The sequence below is a fragment of the Alloalcanivorax xenomutans genome (assembly GCF_032810065.1).
GTDB classification, from domain to species: Bacteria; Pseudomonadota; Gammaproteobacteria; order Pseudomonadales; family Alcanivoracaceae; genus Alloalcanivorax; species Alloalcanivorax xenomutans.
In genome coordinates, this window is sequence record NZ_CP136538.1 from 3,202,092 (window position 1) to 3,223,046 (window position 20,955).

Consider the following 20,955-nt stretch of genomic DNA (forward strand, 5'->3'; position numbering starts at 1 on the left):
GAGACCATGTCCACAGAAACTTCGACGGCGACGGCCACGGCCGCGCCGCGCACCGAGCCCGCCGCCACACTGTTGCGAGTGGAAAATCTGCACACCGTGTTCGAGAAGGACGACGGCGTGGTTCACGCGGTCAACGATGTCAGCTTCGACGTGCGCCGCGGAGAGGTGCTCGCTATTGTTGGCGAAAGCGGCTCCGGTAAAAGCATCACCGCCATGTCGCTGCTGCGTTTGATCCCCAGCCCGCCGGGGCAGATCATCGGCGGCCGGGTGCTGTTTGACGGACAGGATCTGCTGGATCTGCCCGACGACGCCATTCGTCAGCTCCGGGGCCGCGACATTTCCATGATCTTCCAGGAGCCGATGACCTCGTTGAATCCGAGTCTGCGCATCGGCCGGCAACTGGCGGAACCACTGCGCGTTCACGGCAGTGTGCCCAAGGACAAGGTTCGTGAGCGATGCATCGAACTGCTGCGCCAGGTGCGTATCGGTGATCCGGAAAAACGCCTCGACGCCTACCCCCATGAGCTATCCGGTGGCATGCGCCAGCGTGTCATGATCGCCATGGGACTGGCCTGCCTGCCCCGGCTGATCATCGCCGACGAACCCACCACCGCCCTGGACGTCACGGTGCAGGCGCAAATTCTGGAACTGCTGCGCGATATCACCCGCTCCAGTCAGTCGTCGATGATGCTGATCACTCACGACCTCGGCGTGGTGGCCCGCTACGCCGACCGCATCAACGTCATGTACGCCGGCCGCATCGTCGAGCGTGGCACCGCCCACGATATTTTTCATCGGCCGCGACACCCCTACACAGTGGGCCTGATGGAATCCATGCCACGGCTCAACGACGCCCTTGGCAATCGTCTGACACCCATCCCCGGCTCGCCGCCGGATCTGTCCGATCCTCCGTCCGGGTGCCCGTTCCACCCCCGTTGTCGCTTCGCCCAGCCCCGTTGCAAGCAGGAACGGCCTCCGCTGGAGCGGCTCGATGAAGAACATTGGAAAGCCTGCTGGGTGAATCTCGATGACACACACTGACTCTCATACCGACGTCACCGCCCCCTTGCTCCAGGTCAGCGGCCTGAAAGTACACTTTCCTTTGCGCCCGGGTTTGTTCGGCAAACCCGCCGCCATGGTCAAGGCGGTGGACGGCGTCGATTTCACCGTGCATCGCGGCGAAACCCTGGGCCTGGTGGGCGAATCCGGTTGCGGCAAGTCCACCACCGGTCTGGCGGTACTGCGTATGACCCCGCTCACGGAAGGACGCATCGTCTTTGACGGCGAGGATATCAGCCATCCTGACGCGGCCACCACGAAGCGGCTGCGGCGCAAAATGCAAATGGTCTATCAGGACCCGTTCGGGGCGCTCAACCCCCGTATGCGCGTACTGGATATCATCGGCGAACCGCTGCGCGTGCACCGGCTTACCCGCACCCGGGCGGAATACCGGGAACGGGTCATGGATCTGCTCGACCGGGTCGGTCTCAAAGCGGAAATGGCCGACCGCTACCCCCACGAATTCTCCGGCGGGCAACGACAGCGCATCGGTATCGCCCGGGCTCTGGCGGCGGATCCGTCACTGATCATCTGCGACGAGCCGGTGTCCGCCCTGGACGTGTCGATCCAGGCCCAGGTCATCAATCTGCTGGAAGATCTGCAACGGGATCTCGGCCTGACCTATTTATTCGTTGCCCACGACCTGGCGGTGGTGCGCCACCTTTGTCACCGCATCGTGGTGATGTATCTGGGGCGGGTAGTGGAAGTGGCGGATCGGGAGCGGCTGTATCAGGCACCGCGCCATCCTTATACCCAGGCGCTGCTGGGCGCCATTCCCATCGCCGATCCGGACCCGGAGGTCCAGGCCCGCTTCAACCCTTCGGTCGACGGCGAAGTCCCCAGCCCCATCGATCCGCCTCCGGGCTGCCCGTTCCATCCCCGCTGTCCCCACGCCACCGATCTGTGCCGCCGCGAGGCACCAAGGCCGATCGACGTGGAAGACGGCCACAGCGTCGCCTGTCATCTTCACGACCCGTCCCGGGCGGCGGAGATGAATCACTCCGAACCTTCATACCAAGAACAAGCGAGGAACATCGCATGACTCTGCGCACTCTTCGAACCACTCTGGTTCTGGCCACGCTCGGCGCCGCCGGTGCTATCCAGGCCGCCGAGGAAGCAACTCCCCAGCTCGGCGGCACCGTGAATATCTCCACCATGTACCGCACTCTGGATGCCACTACCTGGGATTTGCAGAACTGGACCTGGAAAGGCAACCACGACAATCTGCAACTGGAATCCCTGCTGCGCGGCGATCTGCAATACGGCCCGCGTGGCAAGAACGAAAATTCTTTCGTCGAGCAGGCCTATATTCCCTACAACCAGTTGGAAGGCAGCCTGGCGGAAAGCTGGGAGGTGAAGGAAGACCCCATGCGGGTGATCTTCCACCTGCGCAAGGGCGTCCAGTGGCAGGAAGTGCCCGGCGTGATGAAAAAGCGGGAGCTGGTGGCCAACGACGTCATCACTTCGTTCCAAAGCCGTGGCGAGAGTCCCCGCGCCATCCCCACCTTCTGGGATTTCATCGAGCGCTGGGAAGCGCCGGATGACCACACCGTGATCGCTTATTTCAACCAGTTCCACGGCAACTGGCCGTACCGGATTGCCTGGGGATACTACGACGGCATCTCTCCGCCGGAGTGGCAGAATCTCAGCGAAGAGAAACGCGCGGACTGGCGTAATGCCGCCGGCACCGGGCCTTATCGCATCGAAAAAATCGAGACCGGTCGTCAGCAGGTGTACGCGAAGAACGACGACTATTGGGATTCGGTGACCCTCAACGGCAAGGAATACCCGCTGCCGCTGAACGATAAAGTGGTCTATCACATCATCAAGGATGAGGCGAGCGCGGTGGCGGCGCTCAGTTCCGGCCGCATCGATATCATGGAGGCGATCCGCTGGCAGTTGGTGGATCAGTTGAAGAAAACCGCGCCGGAGCTCCAGTTCCGCAAAAACCTTTCCACCAATGGCACTTACATCGCCCTGCGCACCGATCAAAAACCCTTCAATGATGTACGCGTGCGCCGCGCCCTGAACATCGCGGTGGACCAGAAAGCCATTCTCTCCTCGCTGCTCAACGGTGAGGGCGAATTGCTCAACTACCCCTTCGCGCAGCGCTGGACCGAATTCTACACCCCGCTGGATCAGCTCTCCCCCGAAGCCCGTGAATTGTTCGAGTACGATCCGGAGAAAGCGAAAAAACTGCTGGCCGAAGCCGGTTATCCAAAAGGCTTCAGCTTCGATCTGCAGGTCTGCTCCTGCAGCCCCTACCACATGGATGTGGCGCCCATGCTGCAGGCTTACTACCAGCAGGTCGGTGTGAAAGTGAACATCAAGACCATGGAGTATGGTGCCTTCCGCTCCAACATGCGCGGCAAGACCCAGGCCGGCGGCTATCTGATGAACAACGGCTCCGGTAACCCGATCCAGGTCCTGCGCAAGAGCTTCCGCACCGATCAGACCTGGAACGCTTCCTGGTACAGCAACGAGGAGTTTGACCGGAAGATCGACGCCGCCATCAAGGAACCGGACACGGAGAAACGCAACGCGATGCTGAAAGAATTGAATAATTTCATCATCGAGGAAGCCGTGCCGCACGTGTGGCTGCCCACGGAAATGGGCTACTCCGCCTGGTGGCCGTGGGTGAAGAACTACTACGGTGAGCAACGTATCGGCGCGGTCAAACCCAACGCCATCTACTCACGCATCTGGATTGATCAGAAGATGAAGGAAAGCATGGGCAAAGCACGCTGATGACGGCACCGCTTCCCGCAACACGGCCCCCAGGGCCGTTTCCCCCGCGCCCGGCTCATGCCGGGCGTGTCGTACCCAGTACAGCGGCCGCACCAAACGCTGGTGCGGCCCCGGTACCGTACCCAGCCGACCGTCGGCCAGTGCCGCGCTCACACTGGTCTCGCTGACATAGCCGACACCAGCCCCGGCCATCAGCGCCTGGCGCACCGCCTCGCCGGCCCCCAGTTCCAGTATCCGTTCCGGTTCCGGAAAGTCCGCCCCCAGACTGCGTTCAATCACCGCCCGTGTGCCCGAACCAGGCTCGCGCATCACCCAGGGCCAATGGGCGGGATCCGGCTTCAATGTCTCCACCACCGATGGGGCCGCCACCCGCAATAGCACATCGTCACGCCAATGCCGCACCCGCAGCAGGGCGTGGGACACCGGCCCCTCCACCAGCGCCAGATCCACTTTCAGTTCCAGCAGCAATGCCACCGCCTGGCGGGTATTGACCACATCCATCCGGACCCGCGCCCGCGGATGGCGCTGCCTGAATGTGGATAACAATGGCGGCAGATAGTAATTACCCAAAGTGTGGGTGGCGGCCAGCATCACCTCCAACGGGGGCGACTGGAACAGCCTCTCGCAACGGGCGAGCTGTGTCAGCAAGGCGCGGGCTTCCGGAATCAGCGCCCGCCCCCGGTCATTCAGAACCAGCCCGCGACCAACACGGTCGAACAGCCGTGCGTCCAGCCGCTGCTCCAACTGCGCCAGGCCCTGACTCACCGCCGGCTGGGTCAGCGCCACCCGTTCCGCCGCCGCCGCCACTGAACCGGTTTCCGCCACCGCTAGGAACAGCCGCCATTGTTTTAGTGTCGTTTCATTCATAAATTTATTTTAGTTATAAGTTTATAATTATCAAATATTATTATTTATGGCGCTTCGGCATAGTGGCTTGACCTTGCCAAAGGATCAAAGGAACCACCGATGCGCACGCTCTCTCTCGCTCTGCCCCGCCCGCACTGGCCCATGGCGCTGCTGGTCCTGGCCTGCGCCCTGGCCGGAATAGGGCTGGCCCACAGCCGGCTGGCTCAACACTGGGGACTGGGCGCGCTGGCCCTGGCCATGCTGCTCGGCCTAGTGGTGGCGCAACCGCTGCCAGCGCCACTGCGCGAGGCCGGCGGATCCGCCCTGGCGCTGTTCAAGGGGCCGATTCTGAAAATCGCCATCGTCCTGTATGGACTGCGCATCCCCCTGGACGCGGTGAGCGAACTGGGCCTCGGCGTGATTGCCCTGAACGCGGGACAAATCGCCTTGAGCCTTGTACTCGGCGGCTGGCTGGGACAGCGCTGGCTGGGCATGAGCCGCGCCGCCGCGCTCTCCATCGGTGCCGGCAATGGTATCTGCGGTGCCGCCGCGGTGCTCGCCGCCGAGCCCGTGCTGGGAACCCGCGACCGGGATACCGCCATGGCGGTGGCGGCGGTGGTGGTGTTCGGCACGCTCAACATGCTGCTGTTACCACTGCTGTATCACCATCTGCCAACGCTGTTTCCGGACCAGAATCACTTCGCCGTGCTGGTGGGAGCCAGCGTCCAGGAGGTGGCCCAGGTGATCGTCGCCGCCCAGGCCATGTCGCCGGCGCTGGTGGACAGTGCCCTGCTGGTTAAAATGGTTCGGGTCATGATGCTGGCGCCGGTACTGCTGATACTGGGCATGGGTGCGCACCGCGCCGCCGCCGCTGGCGCCGGTACCAGCATCGCAAACAGTGCCATCAGGGCACGGCCGGTGCTGCCCGCTTTCGCCTTCTGGTTCGTCGGTGCCCTGGTGGTCAACGGCCTGGGCTGGGTGCCCGATTCCCTGGCTTCTCCTCTGGCCGGCCTGGACGACATTCTGCTGGCGCTGGCGATGGCGGCACTGGGCTTGAGCACCCACTTTGATTTGCTCCGCCGGGCCGGATGGCGGCCTCTGGCCCTGGGCGCGATTCTCTGGCTCGCCACCCTGGCGGTGGTCTTCGCCGCCCTGTTGAGCGGGGCTGTTTGAATGTCTTTTTAAGGAAAGCCGTGTAGCCCCTCCATCAGGGACAGCGGGTCTGTGCGGAGGCCTCCCGCCACCGCCTGCCGGTTCCGACCGGGCTGGCTTATACTCCGGGCAAAATAACAAAGCCAGGCACCCGCCCCGGCTCAGGAGAGCACTATGGTTTCAGCCCCGACCTCCACGCCCTTGGCACAACCGGATTTTGAAAGTCTGGTGCAGGCCGCCGGCGACATCATCTACACCCTGGATCTGGATGGCCGCTTCACCTTCTGCAATCGTGCCATGGAAGAAGTACTCGGTTATCACCGAAACGAGCTGCTGGGCCAGCACTTCGACACTCTGCTCACGCCTGCCACCGCGCCAGTGGCCAGCCAGCATTTTCTCAACGGCGTGGCCGGCCGCCGCATCGCTCCGTTCTTCGAGGTCGAGGCTCTCCACCGTGACGGTGGCAAAGTACATTTGGAAGTACGCGCCGCCAGTCTGGTGCGCGAAGGTCGCGTGGTTGGCCGGCAAGGCATAGCCCGGGACATCAGCGAGCTGAAGGCGTTACAGGCGCAGGTACAGGAAAAATCCCGCCGTATGGCGTTATTGGACGAACGCACCCGCATCGCCGCCGCGCTGTATTCCCGGCTCACGGAATTGCTGTACGGGGACGAGGATCAGGGCGAACCTTCCGGCACCGTGTTTGGCGAAATGGAAGACACGCTCAGCCGGCTCAGCGCGGCCCGCCACGGGCTCGGCGAGCAGGATCTGAAGATCCTCAACCTGCTGGCCGCCGGCCATTCCAATAGCGAAATCGCGGAATATATCTGCCGCAGCCCCCACACAGTGAAGGACCATGTGCGCCGCATCATGCAGCGCCTGGGCGCCAAGCGCCGCACCGATGCGGTGGCCAGGGCGTTGAAACTGGGTCTGATCACCCGCGCCTGACACACCCCGCCATTTCCCCCGTTTTGACGGGATTCTCCCCCTTTGGGGGGATATCGGGCCCACCCGGTGCCATCGACAATATTCCGGCTATTGAGCACTCCGCTTCGATAGCCTCCTATCCCGATAATCCATCCCGATAACAATGGCGGCGCATCGTCGTCGTGGAGAACAACAATGACATTGCTTTTCCGTTGGCTCGGCCACTTCCCCTTTCTGAAAACCGTCACCGGTACCGGCGTGCTCGCCGCTCTCACTCTGATGCTGGCGGCCTGCGGCGGCAACTCTTCCGATCACGGCAGCGAGTTCAGTTGTGCCGCCCGGCATGATTGGCCCAGCGACGGACTGAGCGTGGACAACGCACGCCACGTCGATGCCAATCAGTTCATCTCCGTTGACCAGCTCAAGCAATGGCACCGCGAACTGGATGCCCTGGGACTGCGCGACACCGGCGGGCCGGCGGAGGACGCCTATATCCGCACACTGGCCGGGCGCCTTGACTGCGCCGGAGTCCGCGACGTGGTGCTGGAACCGGTAACCTTCCCGCGCTGGTCCACCACCGACTGGCGTCTGACGCTGAATGGCGAGCCGTTGCGGGTTGCCTCCTATATCCCCTACTCAGGCAGCACTCCGGAGCATGGCGTGACGGCACCCACCGTCCATGTGGATATTACCCAACCGGTGGACCCGTCCACCGTGGCCGGCAGAATCGTGCTGTTCGACGTCCCCAATATCACCGTGCCGACGCGGTTCTTTCTCGATAACGCCATGCACGTGTGGGATCCGTTGTCCTCGTTCTCCCCCGACGAGCCTTACTCGCGCCCGTATCTGGCCATCGATGCGGTAACCCGTACTCTGGGCGCGCTCGGCGACACCGAAGCGGTGGGCGCCATCGGCATCCTGCAAATGCCCTATGAAACCGCCCATGGTTCCTATTTCCCTTATGACGGCATCATCCGGCGGGTACCGGCGCTGTACGTGGACCGGGACCTCGGAGAGCAATTGAAGGGGCTCTCCAATGGTACCGAGCTGACGCTTCATCTGCCGGCCAGCGTGGCCGACACCGCCACTCACAATGTGGTGGCCATGATCCCCGGCGCCAGCGATGAGATCACCGTGATCCACAGTCATACCGACGGCACCAATGGCCTGGAGGACAACGGGCCGGACGCCATCATCGGCATCGCCCAGTATCTGGCGCGCCTGCCGCAATCGGCGCTACCGCGTACCGTGATGGTGATGTTCTCCAGCGGTCATTTCGCCGGTGGCGTCGGCATTGAAGGTTTCCTGCGGCAACATGCGGACGACGGCCTGCTGGACCGGATCAAGTCCATCATCACCGTCGAACACCTGGGAGCCCAGCGTTGGGAGCCCGACGGCAACGGTATTCTGCAACCCACCGGTCTGGATGAACTGGCCTGCTTTTTCGCCCCGCGAATCCAGAGCCTGGCCGACGCCGCCTACCATGCCGCCGAAGCCGCCGACGCCGGCCCGGTGATCATCTCCGCGCCACTGAACCCGGACGCCGACGCCAGCAAACATGAAGCGGTCTGGCCTGGCGAAGGGCAGTATTTCTACAGTCACAACAAAATGTCGGACGCCAATTACATCACCGGCCCCAACTACCTGCTCAACTGGGGCGTGGACACAGTCGGGAAAACCGATTTCCAGCGCGTGCATTCGCTGATGGTGGCCTTCACCCGCATGGTGCTCGATCTGAGCAAGGTCCCCGCCGAGGACCTTACCTCCCTTAGCGAGACCATCGAGCCGATGGCACCCTGACCCTCCCCGTCCAATACCCCCCCTTTGGGGGGTATCGGCCCCCTCCGGGGCCATCGATAATGACCCTGTTCGTGACCGACCACCCTCAACTTAAAAGAATCAGGGATATGAGCAGGTACAAGGATCTGTCTTTCCACTCCGCTTTTCTTTTCTTGTTTGCCGCACTCGTTTTGAGTGGATGTGGCGATGACGAATCCAGCGGCGATGCCAACACCGCCGCGGCAACGCTACCCGCCTATGAACGCATCCCTGATTGCGACGGCCTGGCCGCTCTTCTCGGGGACCTGGTCAGCGGCCTGACGCCCGCCGACGATGATGGCGAACCTGGTCGTTATCAGGAAGATGGCCGCTATGGCGTCAACTGCACCTGGCTGACACCCCGGGTGCGGAACGACAACGCTTTCGAAATGGTCAAGGGCGGCAGCCTGACGGTCAGCATCACGGTGGATCCGCGGGACAGCTCCGACGAGAAAACCCTGCGTGACCTTGGCATGGTGTATGACGATGCCCGCGTCGAAGCGCTTGGCGGTTATGTCGTCGACATGGGCGGCAAACTCGACCCCGCCGCCCAGTTGGGCATGGTCGGTCCACAAGTCGTGGTTGGCCACGTCAACATTTCCTTCGCCGCCGGCGGACTGTACTTGCAAAAGGTGGAAGAACTGAGGAACGTCACCAATGATCGCGTCATCGAGGCCGCGGTCACGCTGCATCGTTCACTGCGATAAGCCCGATCAGGACTCATCGACCCGTTTCACTTCAAGGAGAGGAAACCATGCTGAAATCCATTCTGCCCCGTCTGTTGGCGGCCTCCATCACCATCACCGCTTTCGGTTCACTGCATGCGCAGTCTCCCGAAGCCGCCCCCAACATGGCCCAGATGGGGCATCAATTGGCCACTTTCAGCGGCAGCATGCACTCCGCGGCCGAAGTATGCGGCGATTATACCAAGGACCAACTGGCCGACATGAAAGCTAAGCAGAAACAGCAGATGTCGCAAATGGGTCTCACCGCCGAGGAGTTCGACACCGCCTTTGACGCTGGCAAGAAAAAAACCGATGAGCGTTGGGACACCATGTCCAAGGCCGAGCAAGAATCCGCCTGTGAGGAACTGCAGCAACAGATGAGTCAGGCCTTCAACGGCATGATCAAGTAGTCCGGCTCACGGGATCGGCGGGATCTGCTACACTGCCCCCACCACGGTCACCGCCATTCCCGTCATGCGTTTTGTAGCTTTTTTTTCACTTGCCCTGCCGCTGTGGGCTTCATCGGCCACGGCGGCGGACGCGGCCCGGGACGAAACCCGCGACGCCCTGCTGCGAGAGCGGCAGGAACTGAGTGAGCGGGCGGCGGCCCTGGCCGACCAGCAGGCCACCACACAACGGCTTTTGGAACAGCAACAGGCCTACCTGGACGCCCTGGAAAAGGAAATCCAGTCATTGAAAGCCGCCCCGAAGTCAGATCAGAAAAACTGATCAATTCGTTTCAGTCAGTCCTCTCCCTCTTCCCGGGCGTCAACGCTATCTTGGGCTCTCCCATCCTCAACAGGAGAGTCCGATGAAGCGCGTTCTGGTTCTTTACTACTCCATGTACGGTCATATCGAAAGTCTGGCCCGAGCCGTGGCCGAAGGCGCCGCCAAGGTCGACGGCGTGGAAGTGGACGTCAAACGAGTGGCCGAGACCATGGATCCGGAGGCGTTCAAGAACGCCGGTGGCAAAACCGACCAGACCGCCCCCGTGGCCAGCCCGGCGGAACTCAAGGACTACGACGCCATCATCATCGGCACCCCCACCCGCTTCGGCAACATGAGTGGCCAGATGCGCACTTTCTGGGACCAGACCGGCGGGCTGTGGGCCCAGGGCGCCCTGGCCGGCAAAGTCGCCAGTGTGTTCACCTCCACCGGCACCGCCGGCGGCAAGGAAACCACCATCATCAGCACCTGGCTGACCCTGGCCCACCACGGCTTCATCATCGTGCCACTGGGCTATGCCGACCCCGGTCAGGAGCAAATGGACATCAGTGAAGTACATGGCGCCTCCCCCTACGGAGCCGGCACCATCGCCGGTCCCGACGGCAGCCGCCAGCCCAGCGCCAAGGAACTCAATCTGGCCCGCTACCAGGGTGAACAGGTAGCCCGCCTGACCGCGAAACTGTGACATCCAATTCAGCCTGACACTTCTCTCGTCTTGCTCTGATCCCCCCTTTGGCCGCCTTCCCCCTCCCTTACAGGCGGCCTTTTTTTCCTCTTCCTGCCCGGATAAACGGCGCCCTCTGGCACAGAAAGGGCTACGAAGCTACTGTGGGAGCTTGCCTGCAAGCGAACTGGCCCGTGTGTCAGGAATTCGCTTGCAGGCAAGCTCCCACAGCGGCCTCGTAGCCACCTCCGAATTTGTGTCTTCAACGCCAGAAAACACGTTATGGTAAGGACTCCACTGAGCAAGGAATCACCATGGCCGACACCACCGCTATCTCCGAGTCCAACCGGCAACCCACACTGGCCGTTCTGATCGACGCGGACAACACACCACCGGCCATCGTCGAGGGCCTGTTCGAGGAGATCGCCAAATACGGCACCGCCACCATCAAGCGCATCTACGGTGACTGGACCCAGCCCAACCTGGGCGGCTGGAAGAAAGTGCTGCTGGACCATTCGATTCAGCCGGTGCAGCAGTTCGCCTATACCACGGGCAAGAACGCCACCGACAGTTCGCTAATCATCGATGCCATGGATCTGCTCTACACCCGGGAACTGGATGGGTTCTGCCTGGTTTCCAGCGACAGCGATTTCACCCGGCTGGCGGCCCGATTACGGGAAGCCGGCCTCACCGTCTATGGCTTCGGCGAACAGAAGACCCCCAAACCGCTGGTGGCCGCTTGCGATAAATTCATCTACACCGAGATTCTGCGCGCGGACGACGATAGCGCCGCCAGCAAGGGCGGCAAAGCCGGCAAGGACAAAACCAGCGGCAACACGCCGCCTTTGAAGTTCATCGCCCGGGTCATCGACGATGTCTCGGGAGAAGACGACTGGGCCCACCTGGGGGTGCTTGGACAGAACCTGAGCCAGCGCCGCCCGGAGTTCGACACGCGGCTCTACGGCTTTCGCAAACTGAGCGAGCTGCTCAATGCCCAGACCGGCCACTTCGAGCTGAAGAAAGGGGAAAACGGCGGACTGTGGGTTAAGAACAAGAACGGGTGATCACACTGAGGTCACTACAAGGCCGCGGTGGGAGCTTGCCTGCAAGCGAATGGGTTCTCGGAGAAAAGATTCGCTTGCAGGCAAGCTCCCACAGCGGCTTCGTAGCCTGGGTGTTGACTCGAAGCGAGCGATTGAACGCGCGGAACGCTGCCCGCCGACTCTCCTCACCTGGCAAGAGGCTCCAGATCCCCTCCTATCGAACCAGCCAGAGACTCAATTCCGGCACATAGGTAATCAGCAGCAGCGCGATGATCAGCACCAGCATGAACGGCAGCGTGGCCCGGAACAGTTCGGTGATCGACTTGCGGAACCGGTAGCTGGCGATGAACAGATTCATCCCCACCGGCGGCGTGATGTAGCCGATCTGCATGTTGGCGACAAAGATGATACCCAGGTGTACCGGATCAATGCCGTAGCGCAACGCCACCGGCAGAATCAACGGCACCATGATCACCAGAGCGGCGAAGATATCCAGCAAGGCGCCGAGCAACAGCAACAGAATGTTAAGCAAAATCAAAAACGCGAGCTTACTCTGTACGTGAGTCTGGATGAAGGCGAACAAATGCTCTGGCACGCCGGCATACACCAGATAGTCGGCGAAAGCCTGGGCCACCGCCAGAATCAGCAGGATCCCCCCCACCATGACCATGGCTTCACGGGTCAAACCCGGCAGCCGGCGCAGCGGAATCTCCCGGTACAGCACCACTTCCGCCAGCAACACATAAAGCGCGGTGACTGCCGCCGCCTCGCTCACCACCAGGAAGCCGGAGAAGATACCGCCGAGCACCACCAGCGGCAGCGGCAATTCCCAACGCGCATCCCACAACGCCTGCCCCAGCTCCCGCGCGTTGAACGGCTGCCGCGGCAACGGATCGGCGCGATTGACCCACACGCAATAGCCGTACAGCAATACCACCATCAGTAGCGCCGGCCCCACCCCGGCCAGGTACAGATCGACGATTTCCACCGGCGGCATGGTCAGTTGCTGTGACAACTGCTGAGCGATGATGCCATAGATCAACAACGGCACCGACGGCACCAACAGCAACCCCAGACTGCCGGACGAAGTTACCAGCCCAAGACTGAAACGCTGCGGATAACCGGCCTTGACCAGAGCCGGCAGCAACAGCGCGCCCAGCGCCACGATGGTGACACCGGAGCCGCCGGTAAGCGCGGTGAAGAAAGCACAGGCCACCAATGCCACGAAAGCCATGCCGCCGGGCATCCAGCCGAACGCGGCCTGGCTGAGACGGACCAGGCGATCGGCGGTACGCGATTCACTGAGCAGAAAACCGGCGAAAGTGAACAGCGGCAGCGCCATCAGCACCACCGAATCGGACAGCTGGTAAATATCGATGTGGAGCACCGACAGCGGCGTCTCCTCGGTGAAGAAGCCGATGGCGGCCGCGGCCAGCAGGATGGCGAACAACGGCGCGCCCATCAACGCCAGCACGATCAACAGAACAATGGCGGCGATAATCATCCCAGCGGCTCCCGCATGCAGGGCCGACGCCCACCCAGGCCAAGCACGAACAGCACCAGGTAACGCAGCGCCATGACGCTGAAACCGAACGGAATGATCACCTGCGGCACCCAGCTGGGGATACCGGCAAAGGCGATCTCGCCGTACTGATATTCCTCGATCACGAAACCAATGCTGTACCAGGCCACCAGGGTACAGATGGCGGCGGTGAACAGATCCACCGTGCCAGTAATCCAGGGTTGGAAGGACTTCGGCAGCCACTGTCCCAGCAGATCGATACGGATGTGCTCGTCACGGCGCGAGGCGATCATGGCGCCGAGCAAGCCGATCCACAGCACCGCGTTACGCAGCAGTGGCTCCACCCATATCAGACTGACACCGGCCATGTTGCGCAGCCCGATTTGCACCACCGCCAACAGCACCATGCCCAACAAAATGGCCACGATCAGACCATCTTCCAGGCGGTGCAACCAGGACAGCAGGCGCCGCATCAGCGGGCCCGGTAGTCGTCGAGCAACCGATGCAGCCGGTCCAGCATGGCACGGCTCAACTCGCCATCCGCGACCAGCCCCTGGGTGGTTTTATCCGCGGCGGATTTCCATTCGGCGCGTTGTTCATCGCTGGGAGTAACCGTTTCCAATCCCTGCTGCTGTACCGCCTGGAACGCTTCGCGGTTCTGTTCGCGGCCTTCCTGATCCAATTGCCTGAAAGTGTTGCCCAGGACCTCGCGCATGATCTTCTGATCCCCCTCGGAAAGACGATCAAAATAGCGCTTGTCGATGGCCAGCAGGCCGTAGGTGTATAGCAGAGGCAGGTCGGTGATGTACTTCACCCGCGCGTACCATTGCAAAGTGAGCGCCGCCACCGGCGGCGCGGCGAAGCTGTCGATGGCGCCGGTCTGCAACGAGGTCAGCACCGAACCGATATTCAGCACGATCGGAGACAAGCCCAGCGTCTTGGCCGCCTTGGCGGAGGCTGAGTCGCTGGCCGGCAACCACAGTTTGCGCGCCTGCAGATCCGCCAGGCTGGCCACCGGCTGCGTCGACATGATGTAGGCAAAGCCACCGTCCACCAGTCCGAAGCTGATCCAGCCGTTATCCTCCAGCCCCTTGAGGATAACCGGGTCCAGCTCTTCGCGAACCGCGTCCACTTCACCGTAATCATTGAACGTGAGCGGCACGTTGAGAATCTGGCCATCCGGATAGGCGTCGGCAAAGGCGCCCCCCTGGGCCATCTGGCCGTGCAACTGACCGATGCGAATCTTGCGCTGTACCGCCCTGTCGTCCCCCATTACACCACCGGGATAAATCTTCAGGGCCACTCGCCCCCCGGTGCGCTCCTCGATGGTGGCGCCGGCTTTTTTCAGCGCCCGGACCACACTGGTGCCATCCGGATACAGGGTGGAAATCTTGAAGGTAGTGGCCAGAGCCAGCACCGGAAACAGGGCCATGACGGCCACCACGAATCGCAACATCATCCTCTCCAGCTTCGACGGGGCCGGGCGCTCCATCGCTCACAGATACGGTTCACGAAATACGGCTCAGAAATACGCGTCGGCACTGTCCAGCAGGCGTTGTGCCTGCTGCTGTGCGTAGACGTTCTGCAGGGTCAGTCCAGGCTGCTCCGGATCCGCTTCCAGCACTTTATGAAGCTGGGCGTCATGCAGATCACGATCAAACACCAGACGGGCATAGTGCTCGGCATACAGCACCCGCGCCAGCAGGTTGCGCCCTTGGGACAACGCCACCGCCTGCTCGAAATGCGCCTTGGCCTGCTCCGGCTGACCGCCCAGGGAAGCCGGCAGCAAGCTGTTGAGCACCCCCAGGTACATGTGCGCCTGACCGTTCTGGTAGCCTTCATCCAATGCCACCACCCGCTCCATCAGCGCACGCACCCGGGCCAGTTCGGCCACCGCGTTCCAATCGTCGGAATGGGTCTGGATATAGCCGGCCCAGGCGCTGCCCAGAGTAAACAGCAGGGGCAGATCATCGTCGCCGGCCTCCGCCAGCAACGCCTCGAATTCCGGCACCGGCATCTCGCGCAACTCGCAGTAATCGCTCCGGTCGCTACAGGCGGCGCGCATGGCGTAATCCAGGGCCTTCTCGTTGAGTGTCGCGGCGCGCTCGGGATCCTCCACGAACAAACCGGCGTAGGCCCCATACAAATCGGCGCCGGCACGCAACAGACTGGTGCGCTCCGGCCAGGTCAGGATCAGGCCATCCACCATCAGCAGATAGCTGGGCAGTCCCTCACCCACCAGAACCAGATCGTTGTTGTCCTCGATGCCCTTGGCCAGATTGTCGCCGATCCGATTCACAGCGCAGCCCTGCAGAATCAGCACCAGAGCCACCGAACAGACTGCTCGCCATTGTTTCACGCTGTTGTTGCCTCCTATTCCGGGACTCTTTATAGCAGCGGCCACCGGCAAAACTCAAACGACCGTTGGAAACCGACCGTGACGCTCCGCTTCACGCCGACCGCTGACGGCGCCAGAGCCCCACCGCGGTGCCAATCGCCATGCCGCTGAGCAATCCGGCCAGATGCGCTGAGTTGGCGACGATGCCGGAAAGCCCCACATAACAGATCACCAGCCACACCAGCATCAACACCACCACTTCCTTGCGCAGTTGGTAGCCGGCCCCCGGATTGACCTTGCCGTACAGCCACAGATACCCGAGCAGGCCATACACCACACCGGACAGACCACCGAAATTGGGGCCGGTGTCGTAAAACTGAGCCAGGTTGCTGATGGCGGCGGTGACCAGGGTGATCCACAGCAGTTGAAAACTGGACTGGAACCGTTCAATCACCCGGCCCAGATCGCACCACCACAACAGATTGAACAGGATATGCAGAAGCGACATGTGCAGCAGCATCGGCGTGACCACCCGCCATGGCTGCACGGCCAGTCCGTCCAGGGAAGGCGGAAACATCAGCGCCGCGTAAAGCCGGTCTCCCAGTAAAAAGGGTGACAGATACACCAGAACACAGAGCACCAGCCCGCTCTTGGTCACCAATCCCAGGCTGCGAAACCAGCCACCGCTGAACAGCGCCTGCCGCGGCACGTCGGCGGGCGCGTTGCTGTGCCAGGCGTCTTCCTGCCAGCGCCGGTCATCCGGGCTGGCCAGGAATGCCTGGCACAGCTCGCGGGCCTCCTCAAAGCGGTCCGCCGCCACGGACAGCACCTGGCCATCCTGTTCCTGCCGCAGCTCCGCGCGGATACCGCGTTGCCCCAGCATATGCACCAACCGCGCGGCGAGCGCGGCGTTGTTCACGCGAACCAGTTCAATCATGGAATCTCCTGCTGCCAGCGCCGCCGGGCCCGCGGGTCATCGGCGAGCCGCTCCACCTGCTCCCAGAAGCAGTGCCAGTGCCCGCCACAGCCTAACAGAAGGGCCTGGAAAGCGGGCACCAAACCGTAATAATCCCCCACCCCGTTGAGCTGGGCATTATTGAGCGGGCCCTGGAAAAAGCCCTGATAGGCGTCCAGGGCGGGCAATTGGCGGCGCTCGGACTGATAGCGCTGACGCAACTGGCCAATCAGCCGGTCCTTGCGTTCGGTCATGGTCCGCGCCGGCACATCAGTGGCGTACAACCGGGTCAGGGCCGCGCGGGTGTCGGCCACCATGGCCAGGAAGGCGGCACGGGCACGGTCCACATCACGCCAGCGCTCCAGGTCCACGGCCAGATCATGGCCGGCAAGGAACCGGGTAGTGCCTTCACGGGCCACCATGGTGGCCAGGGACTCGTTGAAGCGGGTATCGCCCTTCACATACAAACGCCGGTGCACCAGCTCATGCAGCAGCAGGTCCACCATGTCGGCGCGGGAACGGTTCATCATCGGCGTGGTGAGCGGATCGTTGAACCAGCCCAGCGTGGAGTAGGCGGCGGCGCCGCCCACGTAGGTGTCGAAACCCTGCTCGTCGAGATCACGCGCCGCGCGCAAGGCGGCCTCCCGATCGAAATAACCGCGATAGCTGACACAGCCGGCAAACGGGTAGCACCAGGTTTCCGGCGTCAAGGAGAACGCCGGCGCGGCCATGAGATTCCAGACCACCGCCCGGCTTTCCAGGGCCACGTACTGGCGATAGACACCGCGCGCGGGCAATCCCATGCGGTCTGCGGCGAAATCCAGCACCTCCTCCGCCAGCCGCAGATTTTCCCGCACCCGCCGCGGCGTGGCCGGATCGGCCAGGGCGTCGGCCACCGGTTGCCGTTTCGACATCAGAGACCAATGTCCCTTTATCGCCTGGCCGTAATAGCCCAATTGGCAGCCGGAGAGCACCGCCACCGCAATGACGGCGGCCAACAGCCAGATCCGTTTACGCCTCATGCGCGGGACATGAACTTCCGTTCCAGGGTGTTGACCTTCACCCGCTCCCCTTCCTGAATGTACTCCGGCACCTGGATCACCAGGCCGGTTTCCAGGGTGGCGGGTTTGGTGCGGGCACTGGCGGAGGCGGCTTTCATCGCCGGCGCCGTTTCCTGAATGGTCAGCTCCACCGCCTGCGGCAGCTCCAGGCCGATCACCGAATCACCGACCCGCAAGGCCAGCAACCCACCGGTGTCCTCGGTAACGAACGTCAGCTCGTCCTCGATGTCCTCGGATCGCAGCGGGTATTGGGTGAAATCCTCCTCGTCCATGAAGATATGCTCGGCGCCATCCACATAGGAGAAACGCACCGGGCGGCGCTGCAGATCCACGGTGGGCACGTCGTCGTCCCCCTTGAACCGCTCCTCGAACTTGGAGCCGCCGCCAACGGCCGTGGCGCGGACCCGGTAGAGGGTGGCGGCACCGCGGGCGGAAGGGGATTGCACTTCGATCTGGCGAATCACGTAGAGGCCGCCGTTATGCTCGATCACATCGGATTTCTTCAGGTCGCTGGCGCGGGTCACAAAACAATCCTCACTGAATGGTCGCCGGCTATTCTAGCCCAGAGGGCAAGTGCGGTCCCAGAGTTAGCTGGCACGCTGACTTGGAGAGATAAGTTCGCACTGTATTCGCTGCCCAGGCAGCTTTCCACCGACCTGACCACGAAGCCTCTGTGGGAGCTCGCCTGCAAGCGAATGGGCTTCCGGACGCCGAGATTCGCTTGCAGGCAAGCTCCCACAACGGCATCCAGGTTTCCGCGAGAATTACAACTGCCCGGAAATCCACTCCCGGGCGCGTTCGCTCAGGCGCTTGGGGTCGTCATCCGCCGGCAAGGGCGCGCCGAAGGTCAGATCGACAATGACCCGTGGACGGCCCAGCAGCCGCCACAGATGATGATGGAACTCGTCGTTGCCGATGAACGCCAGAGCCGGATCGAAGTCACCGTCATGGTCCCGGTAACGCAACGCCACCGGCTGCACCGGCGCCTGATCAGCGGCGGCCAGCAACTGCGGGAAAAACCGCCGCACGGCACGGCCATCGGTGGTGGTGCCCTCGGGGAAGACCAACACCGAACGGCCACCCGCCAGACGCTCGCGAATTTCCTCGACCTTGCGGCTGACTTCTCCGCTACCACGACGGATGAACAAGGTCCCCACATTGCGGGCCAGCCAGCCGATCACCGGCCACTCGGCCACTTCCGCCTTGGATAACATATCGCAGGGCCACAGCGCGCCGATCACGGGAATGTCCAACCAGGAAACGTGGTTGCTGATCAACAGCATGGCGCCGCCGGCCGGAGCGCCGGTCACTCGCAGCCGCACCCCCAGCAGGGACAGCAACCGCAAATACCAGCGCTGTTTGGCCATCGCCATGGCCGGATGAGCCTGCGGATAGCGGGCACGCAGCCACAGCGCCTCCAGCATCCCGGCCAGAATATGCAGGATCACCAGCGGCAGCCGCCAGGCGCGGCGCCATGCCGCCGCCAAACCGGTGCCATGGCGGCCGGAGGCGGAGGACGTCTCCATTCGTTCCATTACACCGCCTGCGCCGGTTGCAGGAAATGCTGGACGTAGCGGCTGGGCAGATCATCCACCGCCAGCAGGATGAAGTAGTCCAGACAGTTGAAATCCGGATCCCAGCACGGTTCGCCGCAGACCTTGGCGCCCATGCGCAGGTAGGCCTTGAGCAACGGCGGCATACGCTTGCCGTTCTCCAGCGGATCGCCGGGCAAACTTTCCAGACGGTACCGTGGTGACACCCGGTATTGCGCCGGTGCTCTGTGATTCTCGCGAATATGCTGGTCTATGGCGGCCACGTTATAACCCTCGCCCAGAGCGATACTGGCACAGCCGATCAGGTAGCGGGTGTTCTGCTCGATCATGTAACGGGCCAGCCGTGCCCACAGCACGGTGATCACGGCACCGCCGCGATGGCGCGGGTCGATGCAGGTGCGGCCAATCTCCGCCACCTGGCCATCCAGATGCCGCACCAGGGGCATGTGAAACTCACCCGTGGAGTAAAAGCCGCCGGTGCGCGCCACCCGATCACCAGGCAGCACCCGGGTATAACCCACCAGTTCCCCGGTCTGGTTATCGCGCACCACCAAATGCAGACAATGGCGGTCGAAGCGATCCCGGTCCAGGCCGAACGGCGCGTGGAAGCTGGCACCGTATTCCTCGGAGAAAATCCGGTAGCGCATGCGCTGTACTTTCAGGATCTCGCGTCGAGACCGGGTAAAGTAGGCGCTGAAACGGCTGTTGTTGGTATTCGCCTCTTCCCGCTCACGGGCAGGCTGGCGGAAAACCACCCGCCATTGCGGCTTGAGGGCTTTCAATTTTCCAGCGGCTTGCGCAAGCATAATGGGCTCCATGGCTCTTTTTCCGGCAGTCTGGAAGCCGGCCATGTCGGCGCGGTGACAACCTTGTGACAGTTCCGCGACACAGGCGTACCCCGCCCCGCTCCTGTCGGGTCACGTCATACTTGGGATAAACGCCGAGCCAATTGGCCCACTTGGCGGGCGAAGCAAAGAATCCGGTAAGCCATAATGACGGCGACTTCGCTATCTTTTGCAGTGGAAACCGTCTCTTACCACCGACACCAACGGGGCGTTGCCATGACCACCGAACAAGTGAGCCTCTCACTGCCCGACGGCCATCCGATGCGGGCACGCTGGATCGTTCCCGCCGAGAACAACGGTCTGGGGGCGGGCGTTATCGTGATCCACGATATTTTCGGTTATACCCCGGATGTGCAGCGTATCGCCGAGCGGCTGTCGCGGGCCGGCTACCCGGTGCTGGCGCCGGACCTGTATGACCAGGCCGGTGGCAAAGCCTCCTGCGTGGTGAGAACGCTGCGGGATCATGAACGGGGACGCGGGTTCGCCTTCGAACAATTGGAAACCTGCCGCCAATGGTTGTTGCGGCAAGGCGACGCCGAGGTCACCAAGGTAGGTGTAATGGGTTTTTGCATGGGCGGCCGTTTTGCCCTGCTGTTCGCGGCACAAGCGCCGATACAGGTAGTGGCGCCGTTCTACGGCGGTGTGCCGAAACAGGCTGAATCACTCCGCGGCATCTGTCCGGTGGTGGGCGGCTGGGGGCGCAAGGATCTGATTTACGGGAATCATGGTGACCGTCTGGCCGGCCATCTGACCCGGCTCGACGTTCCCCACGACATACGCACCTACGACCACGCCGGCCATTCTTATATGAACGACCACCAGACGTTCACCTTCAAGCGACTGGGCTGGTACTCACCGCTGCGCTCCCGCCATGATCCCGACGCCGCCGAGGACAGCTGGCGCCGGGTATTGTCGTTTTTCGAGAAGACATTGCGGGAGTCGAAACCCGCCATTCATGGCTAAAGCGGAACATCGC

The 20,955-nt window shown here is 62.5% G+C and carries 22 protein-coding genes; 12 read left to right on the plus strand and 10 right to left on the minus strand.

Translation table 11 applies throughout. From position 1 onward, the window contains the following. Nucleotides 1-6: 6 nt before the first annotated feature. From RYH70_RS14670 to RYH70_RS14680, 3 genes are read left to right on the plus strand one after another with little or no spacing between them, the layout of a single operon-like run. Nucleotides 7-1,041, plus strand: coding sequence for an ABC transporter ATP-binding protein (locus tag RYH70_RS14670; protein WP_080531334.1), 1,035 nt, complete (start codon nucleotides 7-9; stop codon nucleotides 1,039-1,041). Then, nucleotides 1,028-2,101, plus strand: a complete 1,074-nt coding sequence (locus RYH70_RS14675; RefSeq protein WP_022995715.1) for an ABC transporter ATP-binding protein — start codon at nucleotides 1,028-1,030, stop codon at nucleotides 2,099-2,101. The genes RYH70_RS14670 and RYH70_RS14675 overlap by 14 nt, the downstream gene beginning before the upstream one ends. Then, nucleotides 2,098-3,807: an ABC transporter substrate-binding protein gene (locus tag RYH70_RS14680; protein ID WP_022995714.1), complete on the plus strand. Its 1,710-nt coding sequence runs from the start codon at nucleotides 2,098-2,100 to the stop codon at nucleotides 3,805-3,807. Before RYH70_RS14675 ends, RYH70_RS14680 begins: the two co-directional genes overlap by 4 nt. Here RYH70_RS14680 and RYH70_RS14685 read toward each other — a convergent pair. Continuing rightward, on the minus strand, nucleotides 3,754-4,674 hold the full coding sequence (locus RYH70_RS14685) for a LysR substrate-binding domain-containing protein (protein ID WP_317009332.1): 921 nt from the start codon (nucleotides 4,672-4,674) through the stop codon (nucleotides 3,754-3,756). The genes RYH70_RS14680 and RYH70_RS14685 overlap by 54 nt on opposite strands. A 99-nt stretch (nucleotides 4,675-4,773) precedes the next feature. Here RYH70_RS14685 and RYH70_RS14690 point away from each other — a divergent pair, with 99 nt between their 5' ends. The 8 genes from RYH70_RS14690 (at nucleotide 4,774) to RYH70_RS14725 (ending at nucleotide 11,726) form a co-directional block, all read left to right on the plus strand. Then, nucleotides 4,774-5,826, plus strand: coding sequence for a YeiH family protein (locus RYH70_RS14690; protein WP_055098859.1), 1,053 nt, complete (start codon nucleotides 4,774-4,776; stop codon nucleotides 5,824-5,826). A 153-nt stretch (nucleotides 5,827-5,979) separates the two neighbouring features. Then, nucleotides 5,980-6,750, plus strand: coding sequence for a helix-turn-helix transcriptional regulator (locus RYH70_RS14695; protein ID WP_022995711.1), 771 nt, complete (start codon nucleotides 5,980-5,982; stop codon nucleotides 6,748-6,750). Nucleotides 6,751-6,924: 174 nt separating this feature from the next. Further along, the gene (locus RYH70_RS14700; protein WP_317009333.1) at nucleotides 6,925-8,529 is read left to right on the plus strand and encodes a zinc-binding metallopeptidase family protein; all 1,605 of its coding nucleotides are present in this window, start codon (nucleotides 6,925-6,927) and stop codon (nucleotides 8,527-8,529) included. A gap of 107 nt (nucleotides 8,530-8,636) precedes the next feature. Continuing rightward, nucleotides 8,637-9,254 (plus strand): lytic murein transglycosylase, encoded by a 618-nt coding sequence (locus RYH70_RS14705; protein WP_317009334.1) that lies wholly within the window; start codon nucleotides 8,637-8,639, stop codon nucleotides 9,252-9,254. A 47-nt stretch (nucleotides 9,255-9,301) separates the two neighbouring features. Further along, entirely contained in the window at nucleotides 9,302-9,682 is a 381-nt protein-coding gene (locus RYH70_RS14710) for a hypothetical protein (RefSeq protein ID WP_022995708.1), read from the plus strand. Between the two features lie 64 nt (nucleotides 9,683-9,746). Beyond that, complete coding sequence (locus RYH70_RS14715) at nucleotides 9,747-10,001, plus strand: hypothetical protein (RefSeq protein ID WP_026948699.1); 255 nt, start codon at nucleotides 9,747-9,749, stop codon at nucleotides 9,999-10,001. Between the two features lie 82 nt (nucleotides 10,002-10,083). Beyond that, nucleotides 10,084-10,683, plus strand: coding sequence for an NAD(P)H:quinone oxidoreductase (wrbA, locus tag RYH70_RS14720; RefSeq protein ID WP_022995706.1), 600 nt, complete (start codon nucleotides 10,084-10,086; stop codon nucleotides 10,681-10,683). A gap of 293 nt (nucleotides 10,684-10,976) precedes the next feature. Further along, complete coding sequence (locus RYH70_RS14725; protein ID WP_022995559.1) at nucleotides 10,977-11,726, plus strand: NYN domain-containing protein; 750 nt, start codon at nucleotides 10,977-10,979, stop codon at nucleotides 11,724-11,726. A 193-nt stretch (nucleotides 11,727-11,919) separates the two neighbouring features. Here RYH70_RS14725 and RYH70_RS14730 read toward each other — a convergent pair whose 3' ends face one another. The 9 genes from RYH70_RS14730 to RYH70_RS14770 form a co-directional block, all read right to left on the minus strand. Then, nucleotides 11,920-13,209 (minus strand): TRAP transporter large permease, encoded by a 1,290-nt coding sequence (locus RYH70_RS14730; RefSeq protein WP_317009335.1) that lies wholly within the window; start codon nucleotides 13,207-13,209, stop codon nucleotides 11,920-11,922. Continuing rightward, entirely contained in the window at nucleotides 13,206-13,700 is a 495-nt protein-coding gene (locus RYH70_RS14735; protein ID WP_022995561.1) for a TRAP transporter small permease, read from the minus strand. Before RYH70_RS14735 ends, RYH70_RS14730 begins: the two co-directional genes overlap by 4 nt. After that, nucleotides 13,700-14,686: a TRAP transporter substrate-binding protein gene (locus RYH70_RS14740; RefSeq protein ID WP_233917084.1), complete on the minus strand. Its 987-nt coding sequence runs from the start codon at nucleotides 14,684-14,686 to the stop codon at nucleotides 13,700-13,702. The genes RYH70_RS14735 and RYH70_RS14740 overlap by 1 nt, the downstream gene beginning before the upstream one ends. Before the next feature lie 63 nt (nucleotides 14,687-14,749). Further along, nucleotides 14,750-15,586: a TRAP transporter TatT component family protein gene (locus RYH70_RS14745; RefSeq protein WP_317009336.1), complete on the minus strand. Its 837-nt coding sequence runs from the start codon at nucleotides 15,584-15,586 to the stop codon at nucleotides 14,750-14,752. A 91-nt stretch (nucleotides 15,587-15,677) separates the two neighbouring features. Beyond that, nucleotides 15,678-16,502, minus strand: coding sequence for a rhomboid family intramembrane serine protease (locus tag RYH70_RS14750; RefSeq protein WP_022995564.1), 825 nt, complete (start codon nucleotides 16,500-16,502; stop codon nucleotides 15,678-15,680). Further along, nucleotides 16,499-17,518: an aminopeptidase gene (locus RYH70_RS14755; protein WP_081744258.1), complete on the minus strand. Its 1,020-nt coding sequence runs from the start codon at nucleotides 17,516-17,518 to the stop codon at nucleotides 16,499-16,501. The genes RYH70_RS14750 and RYH70_RS14755 overlap by 4 nt, the downstream gene beginning before the upstream one ends. Before the next feature lie 20 nt (nucleotides 17,519-17,538). Then, nucleotides 17,539-18,105, minus strand: coding sequence for an elongation factor P-like protein EfpL (efpL, locus tag RYH70_RS14760; protein WP_317009337.1), 567 nt, complete (start codon nucleotides 18,103-18,105; stop codon nucleotides 17,539-17,541). 240 nt (nucleotides 18,106-18,345) lie between these two features. Beyond that, nucleotides 18,346-19,116 (minus strand): lysophospholipid acyltransferase family protein, encoded by a 771-nt coding sequence (locus RYH70_RS14765; RefSeq protein ID WP_317009338.1) that lies wholly within the window; start codon nucleotides 19,114-19,116, stop codon nucleotides 18,346-18,348. Next, nucleotides 19,116-19,940, minus strand: a complete 825-nt coding sequence (locus RYH70_RS14770) for a GNAT family N-acetyltransferase (protein ID WP_014995653.1) — start codon at nucleotides 19,938-19,940, stop codon at nucleotides 19,116-19,118. Before RYH70_RS14770 ends, RYH70_RS14765 begins: the two co-directional genes overlap by 1 nt. Nucleotides 19,941-20,195: 255 nt before the next feature. Here RYH70_RS14770 and RYH70_RS14775 point away from each other — a divergent pair, with 255 nt between their 5' ends. Beyond that, the gene (locus RYH70_RS14775; protein ID WP_317009339.1) at nucleotides 20,196-20,942 is read left to right on the plus strand and encodes a dienelactone hydrolase family protein; all 747 of its coding nucleotides are present in this window, start codon (nucleotides 20,196-20,198) and stop codon (nucleotides 20,940-20,942) included. The last annotated feature ends 13 nt before the right edge of the window (nucleotides 20,943-20,955 follow it).

What these genes read in the sequence shown, in the direction of transcription:
- RYH70_RS14670 (WP_080531334.1), top strand. Translation starts at nt 7, where the DNA reads ATGTCCACAGAAACTTCGACGGCGACGGCCACGGCCGCGCCGCGCACC.
- RYH70_RS14675 (WP_022995715.1), top strand. Translation starts at nt 1,028, where the DNA reads ATGACACACACTGACTCTCATACCGACGTCACCGCCCCCTTGCTCCAG.
- RYH70_RS14680 (WP_022995714.1), top strand. Translation starts at nt 2,098, where the DNA reads ATGACTCTGCGCACTCTTCGAACCACTCTGGTTCTGGCCACGCTCGGC.
- RYH70_RS14685 (WP_317009332.1), bottom strand. Translation starts at nt 4,674, where the DNA reads ATGAATGAAACGACACTAAAACAATGGCGGCTGTTCCTAGCGGTGGCG.
- RYH70_RS14690 (WP_055098859.1), top strand. Translation starts at nt 4,774, where the DNA reads ATGCGCACGCTCTCTCTCGCTCTGCCCCGCCCGCACTGGCCCATGGCG.
- RYH70_RS14695 (WP_022995711.1), top strand. Translation starts at nt 5,980, where the DNA reads ATGGTTTCAGCCCCGACCTCCACGCCCTTGGCACAACCGGATTTTGAA.
- RYH70_RS14700 (WP_317009333.1), top strand. Translation starts at nt 6,925, where the DNA reads ATGACATTGCTTTTCCGTTGGCTCGGCCACTTCCCCTTTCTGAAAACC.
- RYH70_RS14705 (WP_317009334.1), top strand. Translation starts at nt 8,637, where the DNA reads ATGAGCAGGTACAAGGATCTGTCTTTCCACTCCGCTTTTCTTTTCTTG.
- RYH70_RS14710 (WP_022995708.1), top strand. Translation starts at nt 9,302, where the DNA reads ATGCTGAAATCCATTCTGCCCCGTCTGTTGGCGGCCTCCATCACCATC.
- RYH70_RS14715 (WP_026948699.1), top strand. Translation starts at nt 9,747, where the DNA reads ATGCGTTTTGTAGCTTTTTTTTCACTTGCCCTGCCGCTGTGGGCTTCA.
- wrbA (WP_022995706.1), top strand. Translation starts at nt 10,084, where the DNA reads ATGAAGCGCGTTCTGGTTCTTTACTACTCCATGTACGGTCATATCGAA.
- RYH70_RS14725 (WP_022995559.1), top strand. Translation starts at nt 10,977, where the DNA reads ATGGCCGACACCACCGCTATCTCCGAGTCCAACCGGCAACCCACACTG.
- RYH70_RS14730 (WP_317009335.1), bottom strand. Translation starts at nt 13,209, where the DNA reads ATGATTATCGCCGCCATTGTTCTGTTGATCGTGCTGGCGTTGATGGGC.
- RYH70_RS14735 (WP_022995561.1), bottom strand. Translation starts at nt 13,700, where the DNA reads ATGCGGCGCCTGCTGTCCTGGTTGCACCGCCTGGAAGATGGTCTGATC.
- RYH70_RS14740 (WP_233917084.1), bottom strand. Translation starts at nt 14,686, where the DNA reads ATGATGTTGCGATTCGTGGTGGCCGTCATGGCCCTGTTTCCGGTGCTG.
- RYH70_RS14750 (WP_022995564.1), bottom strand. Translation starts at nt 16,502, where the DNA reads ATGATTGAACTGGTTCGCGTGAACAACGCCGCGCTCGCCGCGCGGTTG.
- RYH70_RS14765 (WP_317009338.1), bottom strand. Translation starts at nt 19,116, where the DNA reads ATGGAACGAATGGAGACGTCCTCCGCCTCCGGCCGCCATGGCACCGGT.
- RYH70_RS14770 (WP_014995653.1), bottom strand. Translation starts at nt 19,940, where the DNA reads ATGCTTGCGCAAGCCGCTGGAAAATTGAAAGCCCTCAAGCCGCAATGG.
- RYH70_RS14775 (WP_317009339.1), top strand. Translation starts at nt 20,196, where the DNA reads ATGACCACCGAACAAGTGAGCCTCTCACTGCCCGACGGCCATCCGATG.